We start from the raw sequence: 328 nt of genomic DNA on the forward strand, positions 1-328 counted from the left end.
TACGACCTGCCCGGCACGAAGTTCCAGGCCGACAAGCTCGACCTGGCCCCCACCCGGGAGTTCGCCCGGGCGCTGCTCGGCACGGTCGACCCGGCCCAGGCCGACGACCTCAAGGCCCACCCCGACCAGTACGTCGCCGGTGACCTGGTCGGCCACGGCGGCCTCCAGGCCCGGTACGACGACCGGCTGCGCGGGGTCCCCGGGCTGACCGTGGTCACCGAACGGACCCGGCCCGACGAGCCCGGCGTCACCACCGGCGCAGCGGTCTTCCGCAGCGAGCCGAAGCCCGGCCAGCCGGTGAAAACCACCCTCGACCAGGCCGTGCAGA

Annotated in this window: 1 pseudogene; it reads left to right on the plus strand. The window is 74.4% G+C overall.

Features of this window, described 5'->3' with window-relative positions:
* Positions 1–328 (plus strand): annotated as a pseudogene (locus tag LQ51_RS33840) (penicillin-binding protein); the annotation flags it as partial.

This window comes from Micromonospora sp. HK10 (assembly GCF_000982955.1).
Taxonomy (GTDB): Bacteria; Actinomycetota; Actinomycetes; order Mycobacteriales; family Micromonosporaceae; genus Micromonospora.